Annotated in this window: 20 protein-coding genes; 12 read left to right on the top strand and 8 right to left on the bottom strand. The window is 67.7% G+C overall.

From position 1 onward, the window contains the following. Positions 1-23: 23 nt before the first annotated feature. From QRN34_RS06875 to radC, 3 genes are all read right to left on the bottom strand, one after another. Positions 24-773: an SPOR domain-containing protein gene (locus QRN34_RS06875; RefSeq protein WP_285403226.1), complete on the bottom strand. Its 750-nt coding sequence runs from the start codon at positions 771-773 to the stop codon at positions 24-26. Then, positions 773-2,461 carry an arginine--tRNA ligase gene (argS, locus tag QRN34_RS06870; RefSeq protein ID WP_285403224.1) on the bottom strand — a complete coding sequence of 563 codons (1,689 nt, stop codon included), beginning with the start codon at positions 2,459-2,461 and terminating at the stop codon, positions 773-775. The genes QRN34_RS06875 and argS overlap by 1 nt, the downstream gene beginning before the upstream one ends. 468 nt (positions 2,462-2,929) lie before the next feature. Continuing rightward, the gene (gene radC / locus QRN34_RS06865) at positions 2,930-3,601 is read right to left on the bottom strand and encodes a DNA repair protein RadC (RefSeq protein ID WP_285403480.1); all 672 of its coding nucleotides are present in this window, start codon (positions 3,599-3,601) and stop codon (positions 2,930-2,932) included. A 307-nt stretch (positions 3,602-3,908) separates the two neighbouring features. On the opposite strand from radC, the gene QRN34_RS06860 reads away from it, so the two are divergent. From QRN34_RS06860 to QRN34_RS06825, 8 genes are all read left to right on the top strand, one after another. Beyond that, positions 3,909-4,394, top strand: coding sequence for a hypothetical protein (locus tag QRN34_RS06860; RefSeq protein WP_285403222.1), 486 nt, complete (start codon positions 3,909-3,911; stop codon positions 4,392-4,394). Positions 4,395-4,510: 116 nt separating this feature from the next. Next, positions 4,511-5,017, top strand: coding sequence for a sigma-70 family RNA polymerase sigma factor (locus QRN34_RS06855; protein WP_285403220.1), 507 nt, complete (start codon positions 4,511-4,513; stop codon positions 5,015-5,017). After that, positions 5,010-6,119, top strand: coding sequence for a FecR domain-containing protein (locus tag QRN34_RS06850; protein ID WP_285403218.1), 1,110 nt, complete (start codon positions 5,010-5,012; stop codon positions 6,117-6,119). The genes QRN34_RS06855 and QRN34_RS06850 overlap by 8 nt, the downstream gene beginning before the upstream one ends. A gap of 100 nt (positions 6,120-6,219) precedes the next feature. Then, positions 6,220-8,706, top strand: coding sequence for a TonB-dependent receptor (locus QRN34_RS06845; RefSeq protein WP_285403216.1), 2,487 nt, complete (start codon positions 6,220-6,222; stop codon positions 8,704-8,706). A gap of 11 nt (positions 8,707-8,717) precedes the next feature. Beyond that, positions 8,718-9,956 (top strand): histidine-type phosphatase, encoded by a 1,239-nt coding sequence (locus QRN34_RS06840; RefSeq protein WP_285403214.1) that lies wholly within the window; start codon positions 8,718-8,720, stop codon positions 9,954-9,956. Between the two features lie 89 nt (positions 9,957-10,045). Continuing rightward, on the top strand, positions 10,046-11,257 hold the full coding sequence (gene coaBC, locus QRN34_RS06835) for a bifunctional phosphopantothenoylcysteine decarboxylase/phosphopantothenate--cysteine ligase CoaBC (protein ID WP_285403212.1): 1,212 nt from the start codon (positions 10,046-10,048) through the stop codon (positions 11,255-11,257). Next, positions 11,254-11,709 carry a dUTP diphosphatase gene (gene dut, locus QRN34_RS06830; RefSeq protein ID WP_285403210.1) on the top strand — a complete coding sequence of 152 codons (456 nt, stop codon included), beginning with the start codon at positions 11,254-11,256 and terminating at the stop codon, positions 11,707-11,709. Before coaBC ends, dut begins: the two co-directional genes overlap by 4 nt. A gap of 25 nt (positions 11,710-11,734) precedes the next feature. Next, positions 11,735-14,092: a phosphomannomutase/phosphoglucomutase gene (locus QRN34_RS06825; RefSeq protein WP_285403208.1), complete on the top strand. Its 2,358-nt coding sequence runs from the start codon at positions 11,735-11,737 to the stop codon at positions 14,090-14,092. Positions 14,093-14,117: 25 nt separating this feature from the next. Here the strand turns inward: QRN34_RS06825 and QRN34_RS06820 are convergent, their stop codons facing one another. The 3 genes from QRN34_RS06820 to QRN34_RS06810 all read right to left on the bottom strand — a co-directional run bounded on the left by QRN34_RS06820 (position 14,118) and on the right by QRN34_RS06810 (position 16,027). Further along, the gene (locus QRN34_RS06820; protein ID WP_285403205.1) at positions 14,118-14,768 is read right to left on the bottom strand and encodes a DUF4124 domain-containing protein; all 651 of its coding nucleotides are present in this window, start codon (positions 14,766-14,768) and stop codon (positions 14,118-14,120) included. 99 nt (positions 14,769-14,867) lie between these two features. Next, positions 14,868-15,515 (bottom strand): orotate phosphoribosyltransferase, encoded by a 648-nt coding sequence (gene pyrE / locus QRN34_RS06815; RefSeq protein WP_285403203.1) that lies wholly within the window; start codon positions 15,513-15,515, stop codon positions 14,868-14,870. Between the two features lie 11 nt (positions 15,516-15,526). Further along, complete coding sequence (locus tag QRN34_RS06810; protein WP_285403201.1) at positions 15,527-16,027, bottom strand: N-acetyltransferase; 501 nt, start codon at positions 16,025-16,027, stop codon at positions 15,527-15,529. Positions 16,028-16,085: 58 nt separating this feature from the next. On the opposite strand from QRN34_RS06810, the gene QRN34_RS06805 reads away from it, so the two are divergent. The 3 genes from QRN34_RS06805 (at position 16,086) to QRN34_RS06795 (ending at position 18,550) form a co-directional block, all read left to right on the top strand. After that, the gene (locus tag QRN34_RS06805; protein WP_285403478.1) at positions 16,086-16,856 is read left to right on the top strand and encodes an exodeoxyribonuclease III; all 771 of its coding nucleotides are present in this window, start codon (positions 16,086-16,088) and stop codon (positions 16,854-16,856) included. Further along, on the top strand, positions 16,853-18,157 hold the full coding sequence (locus QRN34_RS06800; protein ID WP_285403200.1) for an MFS transporter: 1,305 nt from the start codon (positions 16,853-16,855) through the stop codon (positions 18,155-18,157). Before QRN34_RS06805 ends, QRN34_RS06800 begins: the two co-directional genes overlap by 4 nt. An 81-nt stretch (positions 18,158-18,238) precedes the next feature. Next, positions 18,239-18,550 carry a hypothetical protein gene (locus QRN34_RS06795; protein WP_285403187.1) on the top strand — a complete coding sequence of 104 codons (312 nt, stop codon included), beginning with the start codon at positions 18,239-18,241 and terminating at the stop codon, positions 18,548-18,550. Here QRN34_RS06795 and QRN34_RS06790 read toward each other — a convergent pair. Both QRN34_RS06790 and QRN34_RS06785 read right to left on the bottom strand, forming a co-directional pair. Further along, positions 18,547-19,683, bottom strand: a complete 1,137-nt coding sequence (locus QRN34_RS06790) for an anhydro-N-acetylmuramic acid kinase (RefSeq protein WP_285403185.1) — start codon at positions 19,681-19,683, stop codon at positions 18,547-18,549. The two genes, QRN34_RS06795 and QRN34_RS06790, sit on opposite strands and share 4 nt — an antisense overlap. Positions 19,684-19,686: 3 nt before the next feature. Then, the gene (locus QRN34_RS06785; protein ID WP_285403183.1) at positions 19,687-21,165 is read right to left on the bottom strand and encodes a peptidoglycan DD-metalloendopeptidase family protein; all 1,479 of its coding nucleotides are present in this window, start codon (positions 21,163-21,165) and stop codon (positions 19,687-19,689) included. Between the two features lie 181 nt (positions 21,166-21,346). Between QRN34_RS06785 and tyrS the strand changes: the two genes are divergently transcribed. Then, positions 21,347-22,552, top strand: coding sequence for a tyrosine--tRNA ligase (tyrS, locus tag QRN34_RS06780; RefSeq protein WP_285403181.1), 1,206 nt, complete (start codon positions 21,347-21,349; stop codon positions 22,550-22,552). Positions 22,553-22,731 lie beyond the last annotated feature (179 nt).

Below are 22,731 nucleotides of genomic sequence, written 5' to 3'. Positions count from 1 at the left end.
TTACCCGTCATGGCTTGCGGGGTTTAGCTGCCTTCCTTCAAGGCAATGGCGCTGATCCCCGCCGACTGCAACCGCTGCTTGGTGCCTTCCAGGTCGGTCGCCGACTTGAACGGCCCCAGGCGCACGCGGTTGTAAGTCTGGGCGCCGACCTTTACCGACTGCACGTTGGCGACGAACCCCTGCAGGGCCAGCTTGGCCTTCAGGGCTTCGGCGTCAGCCGCGCTCGGGAACGCGCCCACCTGCAACAGGTACCCGGAACCGCCCGACGCCGCAGGCGCGGCCGGCTGGGCGGGAACGGCGGTCACGGTCTGCGTGGCGGCCTTCGGCAGGTTCGCCGCGGCCTGTTGCGCCTGTGCCTGCTGCTGTTGCGCGGCGGCGGCCTGCTGGGCCTGCGCCTGCTGCGTGGCCTGCAACTGCTGCTGTTGCTTCTGCTGCTGGGCTTCGGCGCTGGCCTGGGCGCGGATCTCCGCATCCGGAATGCGGACTTCCTTCTCCGACAGCACGGAGTAGAAGTCGTACGACGGCTTCTTGGGCTTCTCCGGCGCGGTCTGCTCGACCACGCCCGGATCGCTGCCCTTCTGGGCGGTGGCCTCGGGATTCGGCGCCGGCCCCTGCTGCTTCTGCATCATGGGGATCAGCGTGCCGCGCATCGCGAAGGCCATCAGCAGTGCGCCGGCCAGGATGCCGATCAGTGCCCAGCCCCAGCCGGGCATGCCGCTGGAACCGTTGCGGACGGCCTGACGGCCCTTCGTCGCCTTCTTGCGTGTCGCCATTACATGCTCTCCGGGGCGGAAATGCCCAGCAGATCCAGGCCGTTGCGCAGCACCTGCTGTGTTGCCGCCACCAGGGCGAGGCGGGCGTCGCGCAGGTCGGCGTCGTCCACGATCCACTTGTGCTCGTGATAGTAGCTGTGCAGCGCGCCGGCAAGCTCGCGCAGGTATTGCGCGATCAGGTGCGGTTCCAGGTTGGCCGCCGCGGACTCGACCATCTCCGGGTACCGCGACAGTTCGACCATCAGTGCCGACTCATGCTCGGTGGCGAGCAGGTCGAGCTTCGCCAGCCCGTTGCCCCGATCCGTCGACAGGCCACGATCGGCCAGTTCGCGGAAGACGCGGCAGGCGCGGGCATGCGCGTACTGGATGTAATAGACCGGGTTGTCGTTGCTCTGCGAGCACGCCAGGTCGATATCGAAGACCAGCTGCGAGTCGGCCTTGCGGGCGATCAGGAAGTAACGCGTGGCGTCGCGCCCGGCCTCGTCGATGAGGTCGCGCAGGGTGACGTAGGAGCCGGCGCGCTTGGAGATCTTCACCTCTTCGCCGCCGCGCATCACCGTCACCATCTGGTGCAGCACGTACTCGGGCCAGTGCTTCGGGATGCCCGTGTCGAGCGCCTGCAGGCCGGCTTTCACGCGGGCCAGCGAGCCATGGTGATCGGAACCCAGCTCGGTGATGGCGCGCTCGTAGCCGCGCTGCCACTTGGTGCGGTGGTAAGCCACGTCCGGCAGGAAGTAGGTGAACGTGCCATCGGACTTGCGCATGACGCGGTCCTTGTCGTCACCGAAATCCGTCGAGCGCAGCCAGAGCGCACCGCCTTCCTCGTAGGTATGGCCGTGGGCGACCAGTTCCTTCACGGTCTCGTCGACCTTGCCCTCGCTGTAGAGCGACGACTCCAGGAAATAGACGTCGAAGCCGACACCAAACGCCTTCAGGTCCAGATCCTGCTCGTGGCGTAGGTAGGCCACGGCGAAACGGCGGATATCGTCCAGGCTGTCCGCATCGCCGCTGGCGATGACGGTCTCGCCATCGGCGTCGACCGATTCCCGGGCCAGGAAGGCCCGCGCCACTTCGGCGATGTAGTCGCCGCGGTAGCCAGACTCCGGCCAGCCGGCCTCGTCCGGGGCGATGCCCCTGGCGCGCGCCTGCGTGGACAGCGCCAGGTTGGCGATCTGCACGCCCGCGTCGTTGTAGTAGAACTCGCGGAACACCTTCCAGCCGCTGGCGGCCAGCAAGCGGCTGAGGCTGTCGCCGATGGCCGCCGCGCGACCGTGGCCTACATGCAGGGGGCCGGTCGGATTGGCCGAGACGAATTCCACGCCCGCCGTGCGGCCGCCACCATCGCGGTTGTGGCCGTAGCGGTCGCCTTCGGCCAGCGCCCTGTCGATCTCGGCATGAAAGGCCGCCGGGGCCAGGAAGAAGTTGACGAACCCGGGACCGGCGATGTCCACCTTGCCGACCAGCGGGGATGCCGGCAGCGACTCGACCAGGTCGGTTGCCAGGTCGCGGGGCTTACGGCCGGCGGCCTTCGCCATCATCATCGCGACATTGGTCGCAAAATCGCCGTGCTCGCGGCTGCGCGTGCGTTCGATCACGAACGTCGGCGCGACGAAGTCGGACGGCAGCTTGCCGGACTCCCGCATGGCCCCGATGGCCTGCAGGACGAGTTGTTTAAGCTGTGCTTTCACGGGATGGGCGACGCGGATATGGAACCGGCAATCCTATCAGAAGGGGCACGAAACCCGGTCGCGGGTATCGCCATCGGCCTGCGCCAGCCTGTGGATAAGTCTGTGGGCAATAAGTGCTGCCGGCATGCCACAAGGCCACGACGGCCGTCTGACACGTTTGCGTAACAAGAAAAGACCATCCAAAACAATTGGTTGAGTCACTCTCCTGTGCCAGGACAGCAAGTGTGACGTCCAAGTGGCAATTCTTCGGAATGTGCATAAGTCGAATCGCGCAAGTGCCCCGGGGTGTCGTCATGGCCCGTGATGCAGGGCGTCATGTCGTTGTCATCGCGCTTGGCCACACTTCTTTCCGTGCCCCGGCGTCTCCCCGGCCCAAGGGCACATGGGCTCACCGCGCCCCTCCCTCGAAGTGGTGACCCCCAACGGCGCGAGCGGCACTCGCGCCGTTTTTTTGCCTGTCATCCTGGCCTACAACAGCCCGATAGCGGCCATCGAGACCGGTGCCCCGTGGCCGATAACCAGGTGATCCAGCACCCGGATATCCATCAGCGCCAAGGCGTCCACCAGCACGCGGGTGATCTCGCAGTCCGCCCGGCTGGGCTCGGCGGCGCCCGAGGGGTGATTATGGGCGAGGATCACGGCACCGGCGTGGTAGCGCAGGCACGCACGCACCACCTCTCGTGGATAGACGCTGGCGCCGTCCAGCGTCCCACGGAACAGTTCCTCGTATCCGAGCACCCGATGACGACTGTCCAGGAACAGGCAGGCGAACACTTCGTAGGGTAAGTGCCTCAACCGCGCTGTGAGGTAGTCCGCGCTGTCCTCGGGGGAGGTGATCGCCGGGAGGTCGGCCAGCTTCTCGCGCAGCGACCGGCGTGCCAGTTCGATCGTGGCGACCAGCCGCGCGCGTTTGGCCGGCCCGACACCGGCCAGCCTGGGCAGGTGGTCCGGGTCCGCCAGCAGTCGCCCCAGGCTGCCCGCCTGCGCCAGCAACGCCCGGCCGGTGGCGACGGCATCGCGCCCGGGCACGCCGTTGCCCAGCACGACCGCCAGCAGCTCTGCGTCGGACAGCGCCGCCGCGCCGTGGGCATGCAGGCGCTCGCGCGGCCGATCGCCCACCGGCCACTGCCGGATGGTCAGAGCGGGCGCCGCCCGCGTAACAAAAACCGGTGTGCCGTCGCGCACCGCCGAGTGAGGGTGATGGCCCTGCTTCATGGGCTTGGTTTCCGTAGGCCGACCGATGGCTGGCGTGATCTCCACGTTAGGCGTGTCGGGTTCCGGTGGCGATAGAACGATTCTGAAAAATGGCTTCTTCACGCATTGCCGAGGAGGCGGCACCGCGCCGTGCGAGCGACGGCGGGTTCGGCATGTAGGTGATTGCAGTGCGTACCATGCGGGCAGCAGTACCCTTTGATCCTCGACCCTGGCATGCATGACGGACGGCTTCATGAGCCTTACCTATGAAAACCGACGGAACATGAGGGCCTCCGAATGGCAGGAGGTCGCTCGGCTCGTGCCGGTACTTTGCGGTATGGCAAGGTTGGGCAACCCCGTCCTTATAAAGATCGACGGCTATCGCGATGTGTCAGGCAGATATACGGTCGTGGTGCATGGGGGTGTCGATGAATTCCCGCTATTCCGGCGCGACGCATCGAGCTTGCCTGCGCTTCTTGCCGAGGCGGTTCACGTCTGTGGCCTGTCGGACGCCACTGTTGAAGAGGGTGGCGCAGCCAGCGAGCTGGCCGATGCATTCCGCCTGGCAGACGCTGCCGTTCACGACGAGTCGTTTCTGGCTGTGTGCGCGCAGCAGTCTTCGCACCAGCCCTATTTCAACTTGGTCTACGGGGAATCGTCCGGCCTGAAGCTTTGTGTCGATGGTGACGACCTCGCTTCCATGCTGCCGGGCATCTACGCGAAGACGTCATTTCCGTAGCTGCCGTAACGTCCGCTCCGACGTCATATCCCGGTAACCAACCCTACCTACGCTCAGCCTCCCAGGCTCTGCCGAGGCGTAACCGCCTCACGCGCCGCTCCGCCCCTGTGAGTTCGATGTCCGATTCCCCCAACGGCCTGGCCCACGTCCTGCTCGAACAGGACGGGCCGCTGCATCGCTACGTCCGCAGCCGTACCGGCCATGCCTGGGATGCGCAGGACCTGGTCCAGGAGACCTACCTGCGCCTGCTGTCCGCCGACCCGGAGAGCATCCGCAACCCGGAGGCCTACCTGTTCACCGTGGCCACCAACCTGCTCCGCCAGCGTGCGTGCGGTCGGCAGCCGGGCGCGCGGGAGGACGTTGGTCGCGACGACCTGCTGGAGCGCCTGGCGACGCCGTGCCATGCCGAAGCCGACGTGGACCGCGATGTGCGCAGCAAGCGACTGCTGGCGCTGATGGAAAGGCTGTCCCCGAAGTGCCGGGCGGTGATGCTGCTGCATTACCGCGACGACCTGAGTTACCGCGACATCGCCGACCAGCTCGATCTGTCGGTGCACATGGTGAAGAAGTACATCGTCAAGGGACTGGCCGCATGCCGGCAAGGAATGGCGCGTTATGCATGATCCGACCACGCTCGCGGCCCGGCGTATCGCCGAGGAAGCCGGCCAGTGGCTGCTTGCCAGTCGCGAGGGGCTGGACGAAGCCTCGCGCGTCGCCTTCGTGAACTGGCTGCGCCACTCGCCGGCGCACGTCGCCGAATACATGGCCACGGTGCAGCTCGACCAGGACATGAAGGAGGCCGCCGCCCGTGAGCCGGTCGCCGCGTCGGTTCTGGTCGCGCAGGCCGCCTGCGAGCCGGCCGTGGTCGTGTTGCGGCCGGGTGCGGTGGACCCTGCCCGCCGCGCGCGGCCACGCCACGCCACGAGACGCATGCGTCACTGGCCGTGGATCGCTGGCGCGTTAACCACGGCCGTCGCCATCGCGTGGGTCGTGCTTGCCACATGGCCCCGGCAGGACGCGCCGCCCGGCATCGTCTACACCGCGCCGATCGATGCCGTGCGCAGCATCGACCTGGCCGACGGCAGCCGCATCCAGCTCGATCGCGGCAGCCGTATCCGCGTGAACCTGGACGCCGCCCGCCGCGACGTCGCCGTCCTCGACGGAACGATGCTGCTCGACGTGGGCCACCGTTCCGACGCGCCGCTCACGGTGACCCTGGGGCGTACCACGCTCCGCGACATCGGCACCGTTTTCCAGGTCACGGCCACACCCCGTGCGGGCGAGGTCATCGTGCTGAGCGGGCAGGTCGACGTGATGGCGCCGCACGAAGACCGACCATGGTCGTGGACGGCGAAAAGCGCTCCCCAGGTCGTCGCCCACCTTAGAGCCGGCGAACACGCCACCCTGGCCAGCGACGGCAGCCTCACCCATCTGGAGCCGCACGCGGACCTGTCGAGCGACCTCGCCTGGTTGCCCGCGGAGATCGATTTCCACGATGCGCCCGTGGCGGACGTCGCCCGGCGCTTCAACCACTACGGCCAGCCGCCCCTGCTGATCGACGATGCGCAGGTGGCCGGGACGCGGATCAGCGGACGCTTCCACGCGCGTGACCCGTCCGGTTTCATCGCCTATCTGCAGACGCTTCCGGGGGTGGAGGTGCACCGTGACGGCGAGGGTATCCACATTGCCCGCCGCGGGCATGGCGGCGCCGCGGCGCGGCTGTAAGAAAAGATTCACGAAGAAAACGGTACCCGACCTGGTTCCCCCTGACTCGTATGTGACATGCGCCACGTTGCGCCCTGTCTCCCTTCACGAGCTCTCCCGCATGCGAAACACACTCGCCTTCTCCCTTGCCGTGCTGCTCGGTACGCTGCCGCTGTCGGTCCTTGCGGCGCAGGTCGCCAACGAGGCGCCGATCGCCGCGCTGCCGCTCGATCAGGCCCTGGACACGTTCGCGCGCCAGACCGGCCTGCAGGTGGTGTATACGCCGGATGCCGTGCACGCCCTGCGCAGCACGGCGGTTCCCGCCGGCCTCGAACCACGGGGGCAACTGCATGCGCTGCTGGCGGGAACGGGGCTGGACTATCGCTTCGTCACCGCCTCCACGGTCACGCTGGTGCCGGCAGGCCATCCCGACAAAAGCGTCGCGGCCGCTCGCCGCGCCGACACGCTCCCCCCGATCGATGGGGCCGAAGGCACACCGCGCGACCTCGCTCCGGTAAGCGTGCAGGCCAACACCGTCGATACGCTCGCGCCCAGCGCGCCGCCGCTGGAAGCCACGCAGCCCACCTCGGTGATCGACGAGCGCTTCATTCGCGACGGCCTGCGCTTCAACGCGAACTTCGACGACATCATCAAGTACTCGCCCAGTGTCACCGTTACATCGCCGGAAGGCCCGGGCATGGGCAAGAACGAAGGCATCAGCATCCGCGGCTTCCAGGACGGCCAGTTCAACATCACCTTCGACGGCATTCCTTTCGGCGACGCGAGTGACCTGCATCACACCACCTCGGCCTACTTCAATAACCACGTGCTGGGCCAGGCGGAGATCGATCGCGGTCCGGGCGGTGGCGCCACCCTCGGTAACGCCACCTTCGGCGGCACGGTGGGCCTGCGTTCGCGCGATCCCGCCAAGGTCGACGGGGTGACGCTCTATACCACCGCAGGTAGCTGGAACACGCTGGCCGGCGGCGTGAGCGCCGACGAGACCATCGGCAACACGCGCATCTTTGCCGACATCTCGAAGGAAAAGAGCGATACCTACCTGAAGGGGGTGGACGACGAGCGCGAGCATGCGTTCATCAAGACCCTCACCACGCTGTCGCCGGGTACCACGCTTACCTTCGTCAGCAGCTACAACCGCGAACACCAGAACACGGTGCAGGGCGCCACGAAGCAGCAGATCGACCAGTTCGGCTGGCGTCGCGGCCTGACCGACGATCCGTTGCTGCAAAGCTACAAGGGCTACAACAACGCCGCGTACTACTCCAGCTTCACCTACGTGGGTCTCGTGACGCAGCTTGGCGCGTGGACCATGGATAACAAGGCCTATCTCAATACGTTCGATCACTGGGCCCGCAAGACCACCGACGCGACCGACGACAACCCGGCGGATAACGGGGTGACCGTGTACAACGCGGCGGGCAAGAAGGTTTCCACGCTGAAGCACGACGTGCCCGGCAAACTGTCCGACTCCGGCTTCCATGCGTTCGGTGACGTGCTGCGGTTCGAACGCGAACTGGGCCCTGGGCAGTTGCAGACCGGTGCATGGCTGGAACGCAGCCAGGACGCCCGTTACCAGTACCCGCTCGACCTGACCACCGGCGTGGCGACGGGCACCAAGTACGGCTCGACGTATAACTATCTCTTGCGCGACCGCACCGACACGTTCCAACCCTATGTGCAGTACGACTGGTCGATCACCGATGCCCTCACCCTGAGCCCGGGTGCGCGCTACAGCACCGTCACGCGGCAGATGAGCGCGCCCGTCAGCAAGCAGAATGCACGGGTATCGCAGTACGACTCCGCCAACTACAACGCCCTGTTGCCGTCGCTCAGCCTGCACGACAGCTTCAGCGATCGGTGGGCCGGCTATGCACAGGTGGCGAAGGGCTTTCTTGCGCCACCCATCGACGTGATCGAACTGTCGGGCTCGCGCAAGCTGGATCCGGAAACCACCACGAACTACCAGATCGGCACGGCGTATGCCGATCGCGGGCTGACCTTCGGGGCCGATGTCTATTACATCGACTTCCGGAACTACCTCGCTTCCACGCTCGTCAACACGGATGTGGGTCAGCAGCCGACCTACCTGAATGCGGGCGGCGCGATCTACAAGGGCGCCGAAGTGGAGGGCACCTTCGCGCTGACGCCGGCGCTCAGCCTTTATGGCAATGCGACCTACAACGAGGCGACCTACAAGCACACCGACACGCGCATCGCCGGTACGCCGAAGCTCACCGCCGCGCTGGGTGTGCTGTACAGCAGTCCGCTCGGCTACTACGGTTCGGTGATGGCCAAGTTCATCGGTGCCCAGTACGGTAGCGACAACGCGACCGACGGCAGCGGCAATACGGTGTTCGTCGACGACCACCGCCTGGCCGCGTACGTTTCCACCGACGCCGCCCTGGGCTATCGCAGTGCCGACGGCGGTCCGACCGGCAAGGGCTGGTCCGTCAGCATGGACGTCAACAACCTGTTCAACGTCCACAAGTTCATCGGCTACGCGGGTACGCAGAGCGTCAGCGGCGACGCCCTCTACTGGGGCCTGCCCGGGCGCGGCGTCTTCCTCGACCTGTCGTTGAAGCTGTGAGGGCGCCGACCGTGTGGCGCCTGCTGGCCGTGGTCGCGGTGCTGGGCCTTTCCGCACCGGCGGCCGGGGCCGTGGACGCAGGCACGTCGCCGCGCGTGCTTGAGCGGGTGATCCTGATGCGCCATGGCATCCGCTCGCCGACCAAGGCACCGGCGGATCTGGCCCGGTATGCCAGCGATCCCTGGCCCTCGTGGCCGGTGCCGCCTGGACAACTCACAGACCATGGCCGCGACACCTTGCGCTCGCTCGGTGGACGCCTGAGTCAGGACCTGCGCGACGCGGGGCTGCCTCACGACAGTTGCAAGGGCGAGGTGCGGGTGATCGCGGACAGCACCGCGCGTAACCAGGCCAGTGCCGTGGCGCTGCTGGCGGGCCTCTCCCCCGGCTGCGCGCCCGTTTACCAGGCGTTTCCCGTGGGCCAGGACGATCCGCTGTTCCGCGGCGCGGCCGCCGGCGATGACGACGATGGCGGTGGCATCCAGGCCGCGGCCATCGACACGCCGATCCTTCAGACCCTGGCCGTCTTGCAGCAGGTGCTGCTGGGGTGCCACGACGACGCCTGCCTCGCCCGGGCGAAGGCCGGGGGCAAGCAGGTGCTGCTGGGGGGTGACGCGGCGAAGGCCCTGAAGACGGCGGGCTCGCTGTCCGAGAACATCATGCTCGGCTATGTGGAAGGCATGCCCGCGGCGCAGTACGGCTGGGGCCGACTCGACGCCCCGGGCGTCGCGCGCCTCATCGGACTGCACAATGCGTCGTTCCGGCTGGCGCATGCCACGCCCGCCGCCGCCTCGCGGTCGCGTGGCGGCACGATGCTGGCGTATGTCACGGCGACGCTGGCGCAGGCGGCCGCCCAACCGACCTCGGTCAAGTCCCTCGTGGCGCCGGGCACGCGCGTGCTGGTGCTGCTCGGTCACGATACCGACCTGGCGGCGCAGGCGGGCGTGCTCGGGCTGGACTGGCACGAGGCCACGCGGGCTGACGACTACCCGCCCGGCGGTGCCCTGGTCTACGACCTGGTGCAGACGCCCACCGGCAAGGCCGTTCGCCTCACGGTCGCCATGCCGACACTGGATGCGCTGCGAGCCGGAAACATGACGGCGGCCGGTGCCCTGGTGCGACAGGTGCTGGCACAGCCGGCGTGTGGCGGCGTGACGCTCTGCCCCGTGGACCGGTTCGTTGCGGTCGCCGCCAGCGCGGCGGGAAGCGCGGTCTCGGCCCACGCCGGCGACGAGCCTGTGGTAAAGCCGTGAGGCGAGGTATCTCGCAAGGCCTTTCTCGCGCCGCCTGCTGCGCGGAAATCCGCTAAGCTGACCGACCCCCGCCACCGCGCCGTTCCGCCATGAGTCTTCATCAGCGTCGCATCCTGATCGGCGTCACCGGCGGCATCGCCGCCTACAAGATCTGCGAGCTCGTTCGTCGTCTACGCGACCTGCAGGCCGAGGTACGCGTGGTGATGACCGAGGGCGCCACGCACTTCGTCACGCCGACCACCTTCCAGGCGCTCTCGGGCCAGCCCGTGCGGGTCAGCCTGTGGGATGAACAAGGCGAGGCCGCGATGGGCCATATCGAGCTCGCCCGCTGGGCCGAGCGCGTGCTGATCGCACCGGCCAGTGCGGACACACTGGCGCGGCTGGCCCATGGGCATGCGGACGACCTGCTGACCACCGTGGTGCTGGCCACGGCGGCGCCCGTCTACGTCGCGCCGGCCATGAACCAGCAGATGTGGGCCCATCTCGCCGTCCAGGCCAACATCGGTACGCTGCGGGTCCGCGGTGTCGAGGTGCTGGGCCCGGCCGATGGCGACCAGGCGTGTGGCGATATCGGCTCCGGCCGCATGCTGGAGCCACACGAACTGCGCGACATCCTCGTCGCCTCGTTCGGCGAGCAACCGTTGCGCGGCCGTCGTGTCGTGGTCAGCGCCGGCCCCACGTACGAAGACATCGACCCGGTGCGCTTCATCGGCAACCGCAGCTCCGGACGCATGGGTTTCGCCGTGGCCGCCGCGGCGCGGGACGCCGGTGCGGAGGTCACCCTGGTGGCGGGCCCCGTCGCGATGACCACGCCCGCCGGCGTGCACCGCGTGGACGTGCGCAGTGCACGGCAGATGCACGATGCGGTGCTGACCGCGGCGGACGGCGCGGACATCTACATCGGCGCCGCCGCGGTGGGCGATTACCGTCCTGCGGAGCTGGCAGGGCACAAGCTGAAGAAGACCGCCGGCTCGCCGCTGCGTCTCGAGCTGACGGAAAATCCCGACATCATCGCCGCGCTGGCTGCGCGCCCGGTCCATCCCTTCCTGGTCGGCTTCGCCGCCGAAACGCGCGATGTGGCCGGGTACGCGCAGGACAAACTGCGGCGCAAGGGCCTGGACATGATCGCCGCGAACGACGTGGGCGCGGGCAAGGGTTTCGAGGTGGCGGACAACGCCCTGCATCTCTACTGGCACGATGGCGACATCGCGCTGGCCCGTACGGCCAAGACCGAGCTGGCCCGTCATCTCATCGCGCATGTCGCCCGACATTTCCTCGCCGGACACGGAAGCACCCCTTGATCGACATCGAACTGAAACTCCTCGACCCGCGCCTGGGCACCAGCATTCCCCTGCCGGAGCCGGCCACGGCAGGCAGCGCGGGCATGGACCTGCGCGCGGCGGTCGATGCCCCGGTCACGCTCGCGCCGGGCGAAAGCCAGCTGGTGCCCACCGGCCTGGCCATCCACATCGGCGACCCCGCCTGGTGCGCGCTGATCGTGCCGCGTTCGGGCCTGGGCCATAAGCAGGGCCTGGTCATGGGCAACTTGGTCGGCGTGATCGATGCCGACTACCAGGGCCCCCTGATGATTTCCTGCTGGAATCGCGGTAACGCCGATGTCACCATCGCACCAGGCGATCGGGTAGCACAGTTGCTGCTCGTGCCGGTGGGGCGTCCACGCTTGCGCGTGGTGGAAGGGTTCACGCCGTCGCAGCGGGGCGAAGGCGGGTTCGGCTCGACCGGTATCGGCTGATTCGCCAGGGGAAACGAGGGGCACCATGGCTGGGAAAAAGGGCGGGGAAGGGCGGGCATCCCGCGCCGATCTGCGAGGTCTGCTACCTCTGGCCGGCGCGACGCTGCTCATCGTGGTGGGCGCGTTCTGTGCCTGGCAGGCCTGGCTGATCGCCGATGAGGGTGCCGCGGCGGAGCGCACGCGCGACGCGCAGCGCCAGGTCGTGCGCGATCTCGGCCAGCTCTATGGCGCCAAACGCCAGCAATTCCTGCAGGCGACCGCCGCCCCCGCCGTCCAGGCGGCGATCGACGATCACGCCGCCGCGGCCGCGCAACTGCATGCGTTGCTGCCGGCCGCCGCCGTGGTCGAGGTATACAGCGCCGGCCTGGACGAGGTCGTTCGAGCCAATTTCCGTGAGTTCGGTTACGCCAAGGCGGCGCAGTTGCTGGCCGCGCTGGGCTCGTCCGAGCCGCCCGTCGCCGCCACCGCCGTACGCGGCAATCGGCGCTTCCTTTCCGTGGCCGAGCCGATCGCCGTCGGCGGCACGCTGCGCGCCTGGGCCTGGCTGGAGTACCCGTTCGACGACATCGTGGCGCGCTTCGACGCCGCCTCGCCCGGCGGCGGTCGGCTCTCGCTCCGGCAGGGCAGCGGGGAAAGTGGCATCACGTTGCTGGCCAAGGGCTCGACCTCGGTCGATTCGGATGGCCAGGAGACGGTCGTCCCCGGCACGTCCCTGTATGTCGTGGCGGCCATGCCGCAGGCCTTCATCGTCATTCCGCACTCGGTGCCGCTGGCGGCGCTGCTCAGCCTGATCGGCCTGGGCGCGGGTGGGTTCCTGCTGTGGTCCAGCCGGCGCCGTCCGGTACGGATCGAGGCGCCCGCGGAGCCCGAACTCCTGGTGGCCGAGGTGCCGCGCAAGCCGCGCCTGCCGCCCGCATCGGTCCACCCGGGCGATGCCCCGGGTGAGCGGGCGCGGGTCGCACCGGCGCCGCCGTCTACCCCGGCCATGGCGACGGCGCTCGACGCGTCGATGTTTCGCGCCTACGACATTCGCGGCGTGGCCGGCACCTCGCTCACGCCGGATGTAGCCCATCGCATCGGCCAGGCGATCGGCGGCCTGATGGCCGAGCGTGGCCTGCACGAGATGGTGGTCGGGCGTGACGGCCGGCTGTCCGGGGAGTCGCTGGCGCGCGGCCTGTCGGAGGGCCTGCGCGCCGCCGGCATCGACGTGATCGATATCGGCCTGGCGCCGTCGCCGCTGGTGTACTTCGCGGCGTTCCACCTGGGCACCGGCTGCGGCGTGGCGGTCACCGGCAGCCACAACGCAGCCGACCACAACGGGTTCAAGATCGTGGTCGGCGGCGAGACCCTGGCCGAAGCGGCCATCGCCGACCTGCACCGCCGGATCGTCGAGGGTCAACTGCGCGACGACGGCGTCGGCACCTGGCGCGAGCAACCCGTGCTCGATGCCTACGTGGCCCGCATCGTGGGTGACGTGTCCGCCGAGCGGCGCCTCAAGGTCGTCGTGGATGCCGGCAACGGCGTGGCCGGCTTGGTGGCGCCTCGCGTCCTCGAAGGGATCGGCTGTGAAGTCATCCCGCTGTATTGCGATGTCGACGGCACGTTCCCCAACCACCACCCCGATCCGTCCGATCCGCGCAACCTGGCTGACCTGATCGCGGCGGTGCACGCCCTCGGCGCGGACCTGGGCGTCGCCTTCGATGGCGACGGCGACCGCCTCGGCGTGGTCACCGCCAAGGGTGAGGTCATCGACGCGGACCGGCTGCTGATGCTGTTCGCCGGCGATGTGCTTTCCCGCAATCCCGGCGCCACGGTGATCTACGACGTGAAATGCACGGGGCACCTGCGCAAGGTCATCCAGGATGCCGCGGGGGTGCCGCTGATGTGGCGCACCGGGCACTCGCTGATCAAGGCGAAGATGCGCGAGACCGGCGCCGCCCTGGCGGGCGAGATGAGCGGCCATTTCTTCTTCGCCGACAACAACCGCTGGTACGGTTTCGACGACGGCATCTACGCCGCGGCGCGCCTGCTGGAGATCGTCGCCGGCGACCCGGAAGAACGCAGCGTCGCCGAGCTGTTCGATACCTTGCCCCGGAGCGTATCCACCCCCGAGCTGAAGTTGCCGGTGGCGGAGGAAGGCATGGCGTTCCGCTTCATGGACGCGTTCCGCGCCGGTGCGACGTTCGACGACGCCCGGGTGACGACGATCGACGGGGTCCGCGTGGACTGGCCCGACGGCTGGGGACTGGTGCGTGCATCCAACACCTCGCCCGCACTGATCTTCCGTTTCGACGCGGACAGTGGGAAGGCGCTGGAGCGCATCAAGCAGGCCTTCCGCCAGCGCCTGCTGGCGGTGGCCCCGGATCTGCCCCTGCCGTTCTGACCGGCGGGTTCCGGTCGGGGCGGGATCAGCGGCCGGACGAGTCCGCGGCCTTCAGTTCGCGATAGTGCTTCAGCTGCGCATCCATGTTCACCTGGGCGGCATCCTTGGCGGCCTGCTGCCGTTGTAGCGCCGCGCGCAGTCCGGCCACCGTGTTGCGCTGCTCGGTGATCCGGTCGTTCAGGTAAGGCGGCACCGGCTGCTTGCTGCGCTCGAGGTCACCGGCGCGGTTGAGAAGGTCGGCCAGCGCCTTTTCCTGGCCCTGCAGGTTCATGCGCGTGGTGCGGGCGGCCTGCTCGACGTTGTCCAGCTCGGCTTGCTTGGCGGTCGAGAATGCCGTTTCATCGGGATACGCATTGAGCAACTGGGCATCGTCACGCTTGCGCTGGTCGGCTGCCGCCTGGACGGCGGCCTGCTGCTCGGCCACCTTGCGTGCGGCCTCGCGTTCGTCGGCCGTCAGCTGGCGATCCACATGGCGCACCGTCACGCCCTGCGCGTTGACCACGTCGTAGCCCGACTTCATCGCCTCGGGGGTCAGGCTGTCGCTGAAGAACGAATGGCCACCGGCGTCCTTCCACTTGTAGCGGAAGTTGTTGTTGTTCGTGGTGTTGGCCTGGGCCAGCGCGGCCGTGCCGAAGCACAGGGCCGTCGCCGCCATCATGTAACGCACTGCTCGCATGGTGTCCCCTCCTGTGCAAGGAGTATAGCCAGCCGGGAGTGACAGGCTACGCCCGCCTCCCCAAGGCTGGACACCGACGGCCATCCTGGCCGGATACGCTCAGGCCTGGACGCCGTATCGCTCGCGGTAGGCCAGCAGTCGCTGGTGTTCCGTCGCCAGATCGGGCCGCTCGCCGGCATAGGTCAGCACGTCGGCCAGTGTGGCGATGGCAACGACCGGGATGCCGAACTGGGCGGCCACTTCCTGCGCCGCCGACAGCTCGCCTTGCCCGCGTTCCTGCCGGTCGAGCGCGATCAGCACGCCGGCGGGTTCCGCGCCCTGGGCACGGATCAGCTCGAGGGATTCGCGCACAGCCGTGCCGGCGGTCATCACGTCGTCGACGATGAGCACGCGGCCGGTCAGCGGCGCGCCGACCAGGTGGCCGCCTTCGCCGTGATCCTTGGCTTCCTTGCGGTTGTACGCCCACGGCACATCCCGCCCCTGGGTGTCGGCCAACGCGATCGCCGTGGCGGCGGCCAGGGCGATGCCCTTGTAGGCCGGCCCGAACAGCATGTCGAACGGTACGCCCGAGCGGGTGGCCGCGGCCGCGTACGACCGGCCGAGACCGGCCAGGGCGGCACCGGAATCAATCCGGCCCATGTTGAAGAAATACGGGCTGCTGCGCCCCGATTTCAGCGTGAAGTCGCCGAAGCGCAGCACGTCGCGGGTCAGGGTGAGTTCGATGAATTCGCGCTGGTAGTCGTACACGGGGGGATCTCTCAGTGGGTCCAGGGGTGCAACGGGCGCCACATCACGTATTGCGGGCCGGCCGGACCGCCATGGTACAGCTCGTCGTCTTCGCGATAGCCCGCGCGGCGGTAGAGGTGCACGGCGGCCTCGTTGCGCAGGTTCACCGTCAACACGATGCGCTCGCGGTCGGGATGGCGGCCTTCCGCATAGGCCTGGATGGCATCCAAGGCGCGGCGGCCGAGGCCCTGTCCCTGCCGGCCCGCGTCGATCATGAAAGAGCGCAGCGCCACCGCGCCATCCGCCAGCGGATGATCGCCCAGGGCCGTCGCGCGCCGGTCGATGCGGACGTAGCCGACCACCGCCTCGTCGACCAGCAGCGCCAGTGCCTCGCTGCCCGGGCACACCGCGGCATCGGCCAGCGAATCGGCGGTGCGCCCGGCAAACGGCACCTGCCCGGGATGCACGGCCACCGCGAGGACGGCGGCGCGAAGTTCGGCGGTGACGGGCGTGACGCGGACAGGCGGGCTCATGCGCGCATTGTAGGCGCAGGTATGATGGACGGGTCATCGAATGCCCGATCAAGGTCCCATGCGCATCATCTCGCTCAACGCCAACGGTATCCGTTCCGCCGCCACCAAGGGTGTCTTCGAATGGTTGCGCACGCAGGAGGCCGACGTGGTCTGCCTGCAGGAAACCAAGGCCCAGGAATACCAGCTCACCGACCCGATGTTCCGGCCCGACGGGCACCATTGCTTCTACCACGACGCGCGCAGCAAGAAGGGCTACAGCGGTGTTGCGATCTACTCGCGCCGTGAGCCGGACGAAGTGCGCGTGTCGCTGGGCCGCGAGGATTTCGACTGCGAAGGTCGCTACATCGAGGCGCGCTACGGCAACCTCAGCGTGGTGTCGTTCTACATTCCGTCGGGTTCCTCGGGCGACGAGCGCCAGCAGTACAAGTTCCGCGTGATGGAGTGGCTGACGCCGATCCTCCGCGAATGGGCGGCCAGCGGACGCGACTACGTGCTCTGCGGCGACTGGAACATTGTCCACACCAAAAACGACATCAAGAACTGGACCTCCAACCAGAAGAACTCCGGCTGCCTGCCCGAGGAACGCGCCTGGCTCGACCTCCTGTTCAAGGAGATCGGCTGGGTCGACAGCTTCCGCGCGCTGAAGCCGGAGGCGGTCGAGTACACCTGGTGGTCCAATCGCGGCCAGGCCCGCGCCAACAACGTGGGTTGGCGGATCGACTACCAGATCGTTACCCCGGGCCTGCGCGATCGCCTGCGCGACTGCTCGATCTACCGCGACGAGCGCTTTTCCGACCACGCGCCCTTCATCGTGGACTACGCCGAGTGAGCGATACCGCCGCGGCGCCACGCTACAAGGGCTTGCGTGGTATCGCCGCCGCGTTCGCCCAGCCGGGCGCCGTCACCCTGCTTTTCTTCGGTCTGGCGTCCGGGTTGCCGTTCCTCCTGGTGGGCAACACGCTGTCGGCGTGGCTCAAGGAATCGGGCGTCGATTACGGTGCGATCGGCGTCGCCAGCTACGTCACGTTTGCCTATAACTTCAAGTTCCTGTGGGCGCCGCTGGTCGACAAGTGGCGCCTGCCACTGTTCGGTCGCCTTGGCCTGCGTCGCGGCTGGCTGATGTTCGCCCTGCTGTTGCTGGGTGTCGGCCTGCTCGGCATGGCCGCGTTCCCACCGACGCTCTCCCTGGCGCGCTTCATGGCGGTCACCCTGGTGGCCGCCTTCGCCGGCGCCACCATCGATATCGTGGTGGATGCCTATCGCGTGGAGATCGCGCCCCCCGAGGCCCAGGGCGCGCTGGCCGCCACCTATACGCTCGGCTATCGGTTGGGGCTGATCGCCGGCGGTGCCGGCATCCTGATCGTCGCCGACGCGCTCGGTTGGCAACGCGGCTACGTGGCCATCTGCGGCCTGCTGGTCATCCCTGTCATCGCCGTGCTGCTGGCCCGCGAGCCGGAACACCGCGTGCGCGAGCGTGTGCCCATGCGGGTAGCGATCCAGGAGGGCTTCGTCGGGCCGTTCCGCGATTTCCTCTCGCGCTACGGTCTGGGGCTGGCGCTGGCCCTGCTGCTGTTCGTCGCCCTGTTCCGCCTGCCGGACCAGATGCTCGGGGTCATGGCCTATCCCTTCTACCTGGACGCCGGTTTCAGCAAGACCCAGATCGCCGAGGTGTCGAAGGTGTACGGCGTGATCGTCGGCATCGTCGGCGCACTGCTGGGCGGCTGGGCGGTCACCCGCTTCGACATGCGCCGCCTGCTGGTGATCTCCGCCATCGGCGTCGCGGTGTCCAACCTGCTCTACCTGCTGATGGCGATGAACCCCGGGCAGACCTGGGCGTTCGTGGCCACCCTGTCCGGCGACAACTTTGCCCAGGGCTTTGCCGGGCCCGTGCTGGTGGCCTTCATGTCGGGGCTGGTCAACCGCCGGTTCACCGCGACGCAGTACGCGCTGCTGAGCGCGCTGGCCAACCTGCCGGGCAAGCTGCTGGGTGGGCTCTCGGGATTCCTGGTCAAGGATTCGGGCTACGCGGCGCTTTTCATCGTCAGCACCGTGTCCATCGTGCCCACCCTGGTCCTGCTGGCGCTGCTGTGGCACCGGATGCCGCGCCCCATGGCTGTCGAAGCGACGTAGGCCGCACGGCCGGTTTTGGTCACCGGCCGGATGTGTGTAAGATTTCCGGCACAGGGGGCATGCGCGAGGAGTAAAACGCACGTGCCAGATATCATCGTGAGACACATCGACGAGCAGATGGCCGAGCGGATCAAATCGCTCGCGCGCGAACGCCGCTGGTCGATCAACGAAGTGATCCTCCACGCATTGCGCTACGGGCTGGGTTTGAGTCCGGGCGACGTGTTCAGTGAACTGCTGATCGAGCCCGGCGACATCGCGCACCTCACCGGTGCCTGGGATGCCCAGGAGCAGGCCGCCTTCCAGGAGGCGCTGTCCGCGTTGGCCCAGGCCTCGCCGTCATCGCTGGCGGACGCGGCAGCGCGTAGCGAAGCAAGCCCCGCCGAGCGGGTCTAGCCGTCGAGCGGTCCGGGTGCAGGCGCCGCATAGAGGGCGCCCAGTAGTCGAGGGCCGCGCGCCCCGGTCACGACCGGCAGGTTGCCCGGTTCGCCCCGCAGGCGGCGATACGCCAGCCAGGCGAACGCCATGGCTTCCAGCATGTCGGGGTCGATGCCGAAGTCGGTGCTCATCCGCAGCCGAGGGCCGTCCAGTCGATCGGCAATGGCCTGCATCAGGCCTGCATTGTGCACACCACCCCCGCAGGCGACGACGTCGATGGCGTCGGGCGCGTGCCGTTCGATCGCTTCCACCACGCTGACCGCGCTCAGTGCCAGCAGCGTGGCCTGCACATCCTCGGGGGGCAGTTCGCCCACGCGGGGGTGTGCCGCCAGCCAGGCGAGGTGGAAGTGTTCACGTCCCGTGCTTTTCGGTGGCGCGAGCGCGAAATACGTATCGGCCAGCAGTTCGCGCAGCAACGGCGCGTCCACACGGCCGGACGCGGCGAAGCGTCCGTCACGGTCGAAGGCTTCCCCGCGGTGGCGCAGGCACCAGGCGTCCATCAGCCCGTTGGCGGGGCCGGTGTCGAAACCGGTCACGCCGCCGTCGGCGCCCAGCAAGGTGATGTTGGCGATGCCGCCCAGGTTGAGCACCACGCGCGCGCCGGACACGGGGCGCAGCACCGTGGCGTGGAAGGCCGGTACGAGCGGAGCCCCCTGACCACCGGCAGCGACGTCCGCGCGGCGGAAATCGGCCACGGTGTCGATGCCGGTGCGTTCCGCAATCACCGAGGCGTCGCCGATCTGCAGGGTGAAGGGGTGGTCACCGCCGGGGCGGTGGCGGATCGTCTGGCCGTGCGAGCCGATCGCGGTAACGTCGGACCGGGCCACGCCGGCTCGTGCCAGCACGGCCTGGGCCGCATCGGCGAAGGCCACGCCCACGGCCACATCGAGCCGTCCGTAGCGGTCCAGGTCGAGGCGTTCCTCATCCTGCGCCACGGCCAGGATCAGCTGGCGCAGGGCGTTATCCCAGGGATACGTGAGCCCGGCGACGAGGGCCGGGCGTTCGTTCTTGAAGCGGACCAGCGCGGCGTCGATGCCGTCGGCGCTGGTCCCTGAAATGAGGCCGATGTACAGGCCGTCGGCACGCGCCATCGATCAGTCGGTGCCGTTCGCGCCGGTTTCGACACGGGCGAGCTTGGTGCTGTTGTCGATCTGCTTGAGGCGAGCCAGCTGCGGTCCGACCACGTCTTTCCGGAACTTCGCCAGCTGGGCGGCCGGCAGCGGCTCCGGCTTCGGCAGCGTTACCGTCTGCGGATCGCGCTGGACGTTGTTGACGCGGAATTCGTAGTGCAGGTGAGGGCCGGTGGCGAGGCCGGTCATGCCGACAAAGCCGATGGTGCTGCCCTGGCTGACCCGCTGACCTACGCGCAGGTTGGCGAACTTCGACATGTGGCCGTACGCGGTGCTGATGGTGGCGTTGTGCTGGATCACCACGAAGTTGCCGTAGCCGTTCATCCAACCGCGGAACTTGACCACGCCATCGCCCGCGGCATGAATCGGCGTGCCGGTGGGGGCGGCGTAGTCCACGCCCTTGTGCGCGCGCATCTTGCCCAGGATCGGATGCATGCGTCCGGCGCTGAACTGCGAGGAGATGCGGGTGAAGTCGACCGGGATACGCAGGAAGGAACCGGTGAGCGGCCGCCCTTCCTCACTGTAGTAGCTGTATTTGCCGTCGCCGTTCTTGTAGCGGTAAGCGGTATAGCGCTTGCCCTGGTTGACGAACTCCGCGGCGGAGATATCGCCGTCGCGCAGGAACGAGCCGTCGCTGTACACGTCGTCGTAGATGACGGTGAAGCTGTCGCCGACGCGCAGGTCCTGCACGAAGTCGATGTCGAACTTGAACACCTCGGCCAGCTTCAGCACCATCGCGTTGCTCATGCCGGCCTGGGAGGCCGCGCCGAACAGGGAACCGTCGATGACGCCGTGGACGATGTGCTCGCGATGCTGCACGTCGCGCGTCTGCGTCGTCAGCTGGGGCTTGTCGCCGTCGATGCGCAGGGTGGCGATGTTGGCTTCGTCCTGGTCGAAGCGCACGCCCTTGAGGGTGTGGTCGTCGCCGACGAGGAACTGGAACTCCTGGCCCGGCTTGATCTGGTGGAAAACCTTTGCGCCGCCGGCACCGTCGATCACGTGCTGCAGGTCGTTCATGGTCAGGCCCTGCGCCAGGAAGATGTCGGCGAGGGTCTGGCCCGGCTTGACCTGCACCGTCTGCCATTCTTCGATCGGGGCGATCGGCTTGATGGACGCGGGGTCGATCTTCGGCAGGGCCAGCGGAACGACCGCGTGGGACTTCGACAGGGCCATGGGCACGGTGACCGCGGAACCGGTGACCGTCGTCTGCTTCTTCATCGCACCGGCCCAGGCGGGGATGACCAGGGCGGAGAGGATGACCAGGAGGAACGCCGTGCCGGCGAGAATCCAGCGCTCACGGCTCCAGCTCAGCGGCTCGGCCGAGGCGTTACGACTGAACGACCAATGGGCACGCGAATCGTAGAAGTGCGAATGCCTGCGCTGTGCCTTGCGCCGGATGGCCTGCTTGCGGGCGCTGTGCGCCCTGCGGTTTGCGTCACTCATCGTCTTTGTCTATCCGCTCGCCCCGAGTTGTCGCGTACCATAACGGCCGCGTGTAAAGGCCGTCAACGCCTTTTCCATCAAGGCTTTGCAACACATCGTGGGGTTAACGCACAATTAACCCCCACGCCGTCTTCACTGACAAATGTGAAGGACGCTGACTTACAGACTATAGAGAGAAAGCATGAACGAGCTGGAGCAGGCCCTCGCGCTGATCGCGCGTGGCGCGGACGAGATCATCAAGAAGGACGACCTCGAGGCACGGCTCAAGACGGGACGCCCCCTGCGGATCAAGGCCGGATTCGACCCCACGGCCCCCGACCTGCACATCGGCCACACTGTGCTGCTCAACAAGATGCGCCAGTTCCAGGACCTCGGGCACCAGGTCATCTTCCTGATCGGCGACTTCACGGGGATGATCGGCGACCCTACGGGCAAGAACGCCACCCGCAAGCCGCTGACCCGCGAGGACGTGCTGGCCAATGCCGAGACCTACGCCGAGCAGGTCTTCAAGGTGCTGGACCGGGAGAAGACCGAGCTGCGCTTCAACGCAGAGTGGTTCGGCAGCATGGGGGCCGCGGACATGATCCGCCTGGCCGCTACCCATACCGTGGCGCGCATGCTGGAGCGCGACGACTTCGCCAAGCGGTACAAGTCGGAGCAGCCCATCGCCATCCACGAGTTCCTCTATCCGCTGGTGCAGGGCTACGACTCGGTGGCCCTCAAGGCGGACGTCGAGCTGGGCGGTACCGACCAGCGGTTCAACCTGCTGATGGGGCGCGCCCTGCAGGAGCACCACGGGCAGCCGCCGCAGATCGTCCTGACCATGCCCCTCCTGGAGGGCCTGGACGGGGTCAACAAGATGTCCAAGTCGCTGGGCAACTACATAGGTATCAACGAACCGGCCATCGACATCGTCACCAAGACGATGAAGATCGGCGATGACCTCATGTGGCGCTGGTTCGAACTGCTCAGTTTCGACGTATCGCTGGATGAGCTGGCCGCCATGAAGGCCGACGTCGCCTCCGGCACGCTCAATCCCAGGGAAGCCAAGCTCCGCCTGGCCCGTGAACTGGCCACGCGCTTCCACGATGCCGGCGCCGCAGAACAGGCGATCGCCGGCTGGAACGCCGTGGTAACGGGGCAGGGCGATACCAGCCTGCTTCCGCTCGCAGAGATCGCCGTGCCCCCTGAAGGGTTCCGTCTGGCCTCCCTGCTTACCGCCGCAGGCGTCACGCCCAGCAATTCCGAGGCGAACCGCAAGCTCAAGGAGCGCGCCGTGCGTATCGACGGCGAGGTGGCGGAAGATGCTTCCCGCACGTTCGTGGCCGGTTTCGAGGGTGTGCTGCAGGTCGGCAAAAGAAATTTCGCCCGTATCCGCCTGATTTAACGGCGCTTTCAAAAATAATTCACGAAAGGGGGTTGCAGCCCTTTCTGAAAACCGTATTATTCGCCTCCCGCAGCGGCCCACGCCGAAAGGCAAACGCTACGGCAGCTATATCGCTTCGGCGACAACCTCGAAAAAAAGCTTCACGAGGGTGTTGACGGAAACGAAAAACGATATAGAAT

The sequence above is a fragment of the Luteibacter sp. ME-Dv--P-043b genome (genome assembly GCF_030209605.1).
Taxonomy (GTDB): Bacteria; Pseudomonadota; Gammaproteobacteria; order Xanthomonadales; family Rhodanobacteraceae; genus Luteibacter.
Note: the sequence above shows the minus strand (reverse complement) of the source record. Positions and strands in the feature narration are given on the sequence as shown.

Coding starts and splice junctions, on each gene's coding strand:
- tyrS (WP_285403181.1), top strand. CDS start 21,347: ATGAACGAGCTGGAGCAGGCCCTCGCGCTGATCGCGCGTGGCGCGGAC.
- QRN34_RS06820 (WP_285403205.1), bottom strand. CDS start 14,768: ATGCGAGCAGTGCGTTACATGATGGCGGCGACGGCCCTGTGCTTCGGC.
- QRN34_RS06805 (WP_285403478.1), top strand. CDS start 16,086: ATGCGCATCATCTCGCTCAACGCCAACGGTATCCGTTCCGCCGCCACC.
- QRN34_RS06810 (WP_285403201.1), bottom strand. CDS start 16,027: ATGAGCCCGCCTGTCCGCGTCACGCCCGTCACCGCCGAACTTCGCGCC.
- QRN34_RS06860 (WP_285403222.1), top strand. CDS start 3,909: ATGAGCCTTACCTATGAAAACCGACGGAACATGAGGGCCTCCGAATGG.
- QRN34_RS06825 (WP_285403208.1), top strand. CDS start 11,735: ATGGCTGGGAAAAAGGGCGGGGAAGGGCGGGCATCCCGCGCCGATCTG.
- QRN34_RS06845 (WP_285403216.1), top strand. CDS start 6,220: ATGCGAAACACACTCGCCTTCTCCCTTGCCGTGCTGCTCGGTACGCTG.
- QRN34_RS06850 (WP_285403218.1), top strand. CDS start 5,010: ATGCATGATCCGACCACGCTCGCGGCCCGGCGTATCGCCGAGGAAGCC.
- QRN34_RS06855 (WP_285403220.1), top strand. CDS start 4,511: ATGTCCGATTCCCCCAACGGCCTGGCCCACGTCCTGCTCGAACAGGAC.
- QRN34_RS06785 (WP_285403183.1), bottom strand. CDS start 21,165: ATGAGTGACGCAAACCGCAGGGCGCACAGCGCCCGCAAGCAGGCCATC.
- coaBC (WP_285403212.1), top strand. CDS start 10,046: ATGAGTCTTCATCAGCGTCGCATCCTGATCGGCGTCACCGGCGGCATC.
- QRN34_RS06790 (WP_285403185.1), bottom strand. CDS start 19,683: ATGGCGCGTGCCGACGGCCTGTACATCGGCCTCATTTCAGGGACCAGC.
- QRN34_RS06875 (WP_285403226.1), bottom strand. CDS start 773: ATGGCGACACGCAAGAAGGCGACGAAGGGCCGTCAGGCCGTCCGCAAC.